The organism is Saccharopolyspora sp. NPDC050389 (assembly GCF_040655595.1).
Classification (GTDB): Bacteria; Actinomycetota; Actinomycetes; order Mycobacteriales; family Pseudonocardiaceae; genus Saccharopolyspora.
Genome location: NZ_JBFAKG010000015.1, coordinates 1 through 6,343, shown reverse-complemented (window position 1 = coordinate 6,343; position 6,343 = coordinate 1). Strand labels below are relative to the sequence as shown.

General features: G+C 68.3%; 2 protein-coding genes. Both read left to right on the top strand.

The annotated features are described in order from the left end of the window. Window positions 1–6 precede the first annotated feature (6 nt). Window positions 7–4,413 carry a type I polyketide synthase gene (locus AB0I53_RS12115; protein WP_358600515.1) on the top strand — a complete coding sequence of 1,469 codons (4,407 nt, stop codon included), beginning with the start codon at window positions 7–9 and terminating at the stop codon, window positions 4,411–4,413. A 23-nt stretch (window positions 4,414–4,436) separates the two neighbouring features. Further along, window positions 4,437–6,343: type I polyketide synthase (locus AB0I53_RS12110; RefSeq protein WP_358600512.1), on the top strand; the 1,907-nt coding region annotated here is incomplete at its 3' end.

Below are 6,343 nucleotides of genomic sequence, written 5' to 3'. Positions count from 1 at the left end.
ATCGCGATGGCGAACGAGGAGAAGCTCCGCAGCTACCTCAAGCGCGTCACCGCCGAGCTACGCCAAGCGCGGCAGCGGTTGAGCGCGGCAGCGGTCCCCGACCCGATCGCCATCATCGGGATGGGGTGCAGGTTTCCGGGCGGTGTCGCCTCGCCGGCACAGTTGTGGGAGCTCGTGGCGGCCGGCCGCGACGCGATCTCCGCCTTTCCAGCCAACCGGGGCTGGAACCTCGACGCGCTGTACCACCCGGACCCGGAACACCACCGGACGAGCTACGTCCGGGAGGGCGGATTCCTGCACGATGCAGGGGAATTCGACGCCGCCTTCTTCGGCATCAGCCCGCGCGAGGCGCTCGCCATCGACCCGCAGCAGCGGTTGTTGCTGGAGACCTCCTGGGAGGCCCTCGAACACGCGGGCATCGATCCCCTGTCGCTGGACGGCAGCCCGACCGGCGTGTTCACCGGCGTCATGTACCAGGACTACGGGTCGCGGCTGGCGCCGCACATCCCGGCCGAGTTCGAGGGATACGTGGGCCACGGCAGCGCGGGCAGCGTGGCGTCCGGCCGCGTGTCGTACACCCTCGGTCTGGAGGGGCCGGCGGTCACGGTGGACACCGCGTGCTCGTCGTCGTTGGTGGCGATCCACCTCGCCTGCCAGTCGCTTCGGTCCGGGGAATCGGCGCTCGCGTTGGCCGGTGGGGCCACTCTCATGGCCACGCCCACCATGTTCGTCGAGTTCAGCAGGCAGCGCGCCCTGTCCCCGGACGGCCGGTGCAAGCCGTTCGCCGCGGCGGCGGACGGCACCAGCTGGTCCGAAGGCGTCGGCGTCGTGGTGTTGGAGCGGCTCTCGGAGGCCGAGCGCAACGGCCACCACGTGCTGGCGGTGATCCGGGGCAGCGCGGTCAACCAGGACGGCGCCAGCAACGGGCTGACCGCGCCCAACGGGTCTTCCCAGCAACGGGTGATCTTGAAGGCGCTGGCAGCCGCGGGCTTGGGGCCCGCCGATGTCGATGTCGTCGAAGCGCACGGCACCGGCACTTCGCTGGGCGATCCGATCGAAGCCCAAGCACTGCTGGCGACTTACGGGAAGTACCGCGGCGCCGAACGCCCGTTGTGGCTGGGGTCGTTGAAGTCCAACATCGGCCACACCCAGGCCGCGGCCGGGGTTGGCGGCGTCATCAAGATGGTTCAAGCCCTCCGGCACGGCGAATTGCCCGCATCTCTGCACGCCGGGGAGCTCTCGCCGCACGTCGACTGGAGCAGCGACGCGCTCGCGCTGCTCGCCGAGCCCCGGCCGTGGCCGGATGTCGACCGGCCGCGCCGTGCCGCCGTGTCGTCCTTCGGCGTCTCCGGCACCAACTCGCACCTCGTCCTCGAACAGCCATCGCGCAATGTCGGGTCCACACAGGACTTTTCGCCTGCAGAGATCGTCATTGTGGATCGCGCTGCGAGCACTGGCGATGAGCTGGTGCCGTGGGTGATCTCGGCCAAGACCCCGGAAGCGCTTGAGGCTTATGCGACGCGGCTGCATGAACATCTGTCCGCGAGCACGGAGTGGACGTCCGTGGATGTCGGGGCGGCCCTGAGCAAACGCAGCAGCTTCACACACCGCGCCGTCCTGCTCGGCCACGACCGCCACAACCTCCTGCAACACCTGCGCGACCTCGCCAACGGCACCGAAACACCCGGCATCATCCGGCCCACGCAGGCCTCCACTCATAACCCTGACCGCATCGTCATGGTTTTCCCCGGACAGGGCGGCCAGTGGCCCGGTATGGGGCGCCAGTTGCTCGACACCAACCCCGTTTTCGCCGAAGCCATGACCGAATGCGATCAAGCGCTTTCCCAGTACCAGGACTGGTCGGTCACCGACCTGCTCCGCAACGGATCCCCACTGGAACGGGTGGATGTCATCCAACCCGCGCTGTTCGCCGTCATGGTGTCCCTGGCCCGGTTGTGGCAGGCATTCGGGGTGCAGCCAGCCTCCGTCGTCGGGCATTCGCAAGGCGAGATCGCCGCTGCACACATCTCCGGTGCGCTCGATCTCGACCAAGCCGCCCGCGTCGTCGCGCTGCGGTCGCAGCTGATCCACACCCACCTCGCGGGGCACGGCAGCATGCTGTCAGTTCCGCTCTCCGTCGATGATCTCCAGCCTCATCTCGACCCGGAGCATGTCTCGGTCGCGGCGATCAACAGCCCCAGCGCCACCGTGCTTTCCGGCGATACCGACGCTATCCGCGCCCTCCACCACACTCTGACCGAGCAGGAAGTGCGTTCGCGGATCCTGCCCGTGGACTACGCCTCGCACAGCCACCACGTCCACGCTCTCCAGCAACCGCTACTGGAGCAGCTGGCCGGACTCACACCGCAAGCGGCCGAGATCCCCTTCCACTCCAGCGTCACAACTCAAGAGCTGGACACCACGACGCTCGATGCCGAGTACTGGTACACCAACCTCGCCACCACGGTGAACTTCCACGACACCATCACCCAACTCCACGCAACCGGGCACCACACCTACCTGGAGCCCAGCCCACATCCCACCCTCACCCACCACGTCTCCACCTGGTCGGATGTCGTCACCGCCGCCACGCTGCACCGCGACCAGCCCGACACCGACGCGCTCCTCACCAGCGCCGCCCACCTCTGGGTCCACGGCACGCCCGTCACCTGGCAAGCCGTCCTGCCCGACCGCGAACACGTCGAGCTCCCCACCTATCCCTTCCAGCGCGAGCACTACTGGCTCGATGCGCCGCAGCACAACGGCCTGAACGAGGTTCGGCATCGCGTCGCTTGGCATCCCGTTCCCACTCCGACTCGACGGCCCGGCGGAACCTGGCTTGTCGTCTCGCCACCCGATGTCGCGCACCAATGGCCGGAGTTCGTGTCCGACGCGTTGACCGCAGGCGGGGCGGCGGTGCGGCATCTGACGTTTGATGAGGCGGCTCAGCGGAAAATACAGGAAGTGCTTGCCATACAAGGACCTTTCGAGGGTGTCGTATCCCTGCTCGCCCTGAGCGAGCAGCCCGCACGCCACGCGGTCACTGCCCTGGTGCAGGCCGAGATCGTCGCGCCGTTGTGGTTCCTGACGAACGGAGCGGTTTCGACCAGCCCGTCCGAACCGGCCGATCTTGAACGGACCCTGCTGCTGGGGCTGACGCGGGAAGCCGTTGGAGAGCGCCCAGAGGTCGGCCTGCTGGACCTGCCCGCGCAACCGAAAGGGATCTCGCCTGCTGATCTGACCGGCTGCCTGTCGCAGGCCGGTGGCGAGTTCGCCCTTCGCACAGCCGGACTCCTCGCCCGGAGGCTGGTCCACGCATCGGTCGGCGACGCCCGGCCGGTTCGCGACTGGCGTCCGCGCGACACTGCGCTGATCACCGACTGCACCTCCGAGAGCGGTCGGCACCTCGCGGAGTGGCTGGCCCGGTGCGGGGCCGAGCACCTGGTGCTGCTCGTCGATCCCGATCAGCCCGATCCGATCGAGCTCGAAGCCGCGCTGACCGAGCGAGGCGCCAAGGTCACCATCGCCCGCTGTGCCCCGAATGATCGCACCGGACTGGATGAGGTGCTGTCCGCTGTCCCGCAGCAATCTCCGCTCAGGACGGTCGTGCACATCGCGTCGCCGGTCGCCGAACCCCACAGCGCGCTGAATCTGGACGAGCTGACTCGCGGCCACGATCTCGACGCCTTCGTACTCCTCTCGACGGCCGGCAGCGTCGCCACCGAGTCGGCAGCCGGCGAAGTCCTGGACTCCGTCGCCCGATGGCGACGGGCGCAAGGGCTGCCGGCGACCTCGATCACCTGGAGCCCGGGCGCGGCCCCCGTGTCGGACGCCGTGAAGCAGGCAATCGATCACGACGAGACCTCGATAGTGCTGTTCCGGCGCGAGCCGGCCGCGGCACCTACGGGCGAAGCCGGTCGGCCGAACGACCTCGCCGCTCAGCTCGCCGCCGCGCCGGGCAGCGAGAAGCGGAAGATCCTCTTGAAGGCCGTGCAATCCCTGGCCGCCGTCGTGCTGCGGCACGCGGAATCGGCGCGGATCGCGCCCGGCCAGCCGTTCAAGGAACTCGGCTTCGACTCCATCACCGCCGTGGAGTTCCGGAACCGGCTCAACTCGATCACCGGGCTGCACCTGCCGGTCACCGTCCTGTTCGACCACCCGACGGCGGAAGCGCTGGTCGAGCGATTGCACACCGCCCTCGTCCCGGCGCCCTCGATCGCGGCGGCGCTCGACGGCCTGGAATCCGCCCTATCCGGGCAGCAGATGTCCGAAGTGGATAGACGACGACTGGCGGAGATCGTCGATTCCTGGCTGCCCGACTCTCCGCAATCCGACGGGGTCGCCGCGAGGCTCGAATCCGCCTCGAACGAGGAAATCATCGAGTTCATCAACCGCGAGCTCGGCATCAGCTGACCGGCAGAAAGAGGTTGCTGCGCATGACCACCGATGATCAGATGCGACACCTGCTCGCTCGGGTCACCGCTGAACTGCACGAGACGCGCAACCGGCTGCGCGCAGCGGAGAACGACACGGCCGAGCCGATCGCGATCGTGGGCATGGCATGCCGCTTCCCCGGCCGCGTCACCTCTCCGGACGAGCTGTGGGAGCTGGTTCGCACGGGGGCCGACGCGATCTCCGAGTTCCCCGCCGATCGCGGCTGGGACGTCGACGACCTGTACGACGCGGACGCGGATGCGGCCGGGAAGTCGTACGTCCGGCACGGCGGATTCCTCCGGGACGCATCGGCTTTCGACGCCGCGTTCTTCGGCATCAGCCCGCGCGAAGCGACGGCGATGGACCCCCAGCAGCGGCTGCTGCTGGAGACCTCGTGGGAGGCCGTCGAGAACGCCGGCATCGCCCCCGGCGGCCTCCGCGGCAGCCGGACCGGGGTGTTCGCGGGAACGGTGCTGCCGGAGTACGGCCCGCCGCTGCGGGAACCGCTGGAGGGCTTCGAGGGCTACTTCCTCACGGGCAAGGCGCTGAGCGTGGTGTCCGGCCGGGTCGCCTACTCGCTCGGGCTGGAGGGCCCGGCGGTCACCGTGGACACCGCGTGCTCGTCGTCGCTGGTAGCGATGCACCTGGCGTGCCAGTCGTTGCGGTTCGGGGAATCCACACTCGCCCTGGCAGGCGGCGTGACCGTCATGGCATCACCCGGCATCTTCATCGAATTCAGCCGACAGCGCGGGCTAGCACAAGATGGGCGCTGCAAAGCTTTTTCCGCCAACGCAGACGGCACCGGCTGGGCCGAAGGCGTCGGCGTCATCGTGCTGGAACGCCTGTCGGATGCCGAACGCAACGGGCATCACGTCCTGGCGGTGATCCGCGGTAGCGCGGTGAACCAGGATGGCGCCAGCAATGGGCTCACCGCGCCCAACGGGCCATCGCAAGTTCGTGTCATTCAAGAAGCTCTCGCCAGCGCCGGACTCACGCCCGCCGACATCGACGCCGTCGAAGCCCACGGCACCGGAACCTCGCTCGGCGACCCGATCGAGGCGCAAGCGCTGCTAGCGACCTACGGTCGGCACCACACCGCTGAGCGGCCGTTGTGGCTGGGGTCGTTGAAATCCAACATCGGCCACACCCAAGCAGCCGCAGGCGTCGCAGGCGTCATCAAAATGGTGCAGGCCCTCCACCACGATGAACTGCCCGCAACGCTGCACGCCGACGAGCCCTCGCCCCACATCGACTGGTCCAGCGGCGCACTGACGCTGCTCACCGAACCCCAGCCGTGGCCGGAAGCCGACCGGCCGCGCCGTGCCGCCATCTCGTCCTTCGGCGTCTCCGGCACCAACGCGCACGTCATCGTCGAACAGGCACCACTGGGCGCAAAGGGCGTCGAACGTGCTGCGGACGCCAACAACAGACTGGTGCCGTGGGTAATCTCGGGGAAAACGCCAGAAGCTCTTAAATCACAGGCAGAACGCCTTCACTCCCACCTCCTCGCCCAGGAGAAGTGGTCATCCGTCGAGGTCGCTCGGTCGCTGGCAACGACTCGAACCCACTTTCCGCACCGGGCCGCGATCCTCGGTGGTGATCGCAAGGAATTGCTGACGGGGCTGGAAGCCATTGCCCGCGCCAAGGAGAGCGCTGCGGTGGTGCTCGGCGCTTCGGTGGACAGCCCGAGCGTGGCCATGCTCTTGTCCGGCCAAGGCAGCCAGCGGCCTGGCATGGGACGAGGCTTGTACGAGGCGTTCCCCGTATTCGCGCATGCCTGGGACGAAGCATGCGCGCACCTGGATCCACTGCTGGGCTTGGACCGGCCGCTCACCGACATCGTGTTCCACGGGCAATCTGCTGAGGTTGAGCAGACACTCGTCGCACAGCCTGCGCTGTTCGTGCTGCA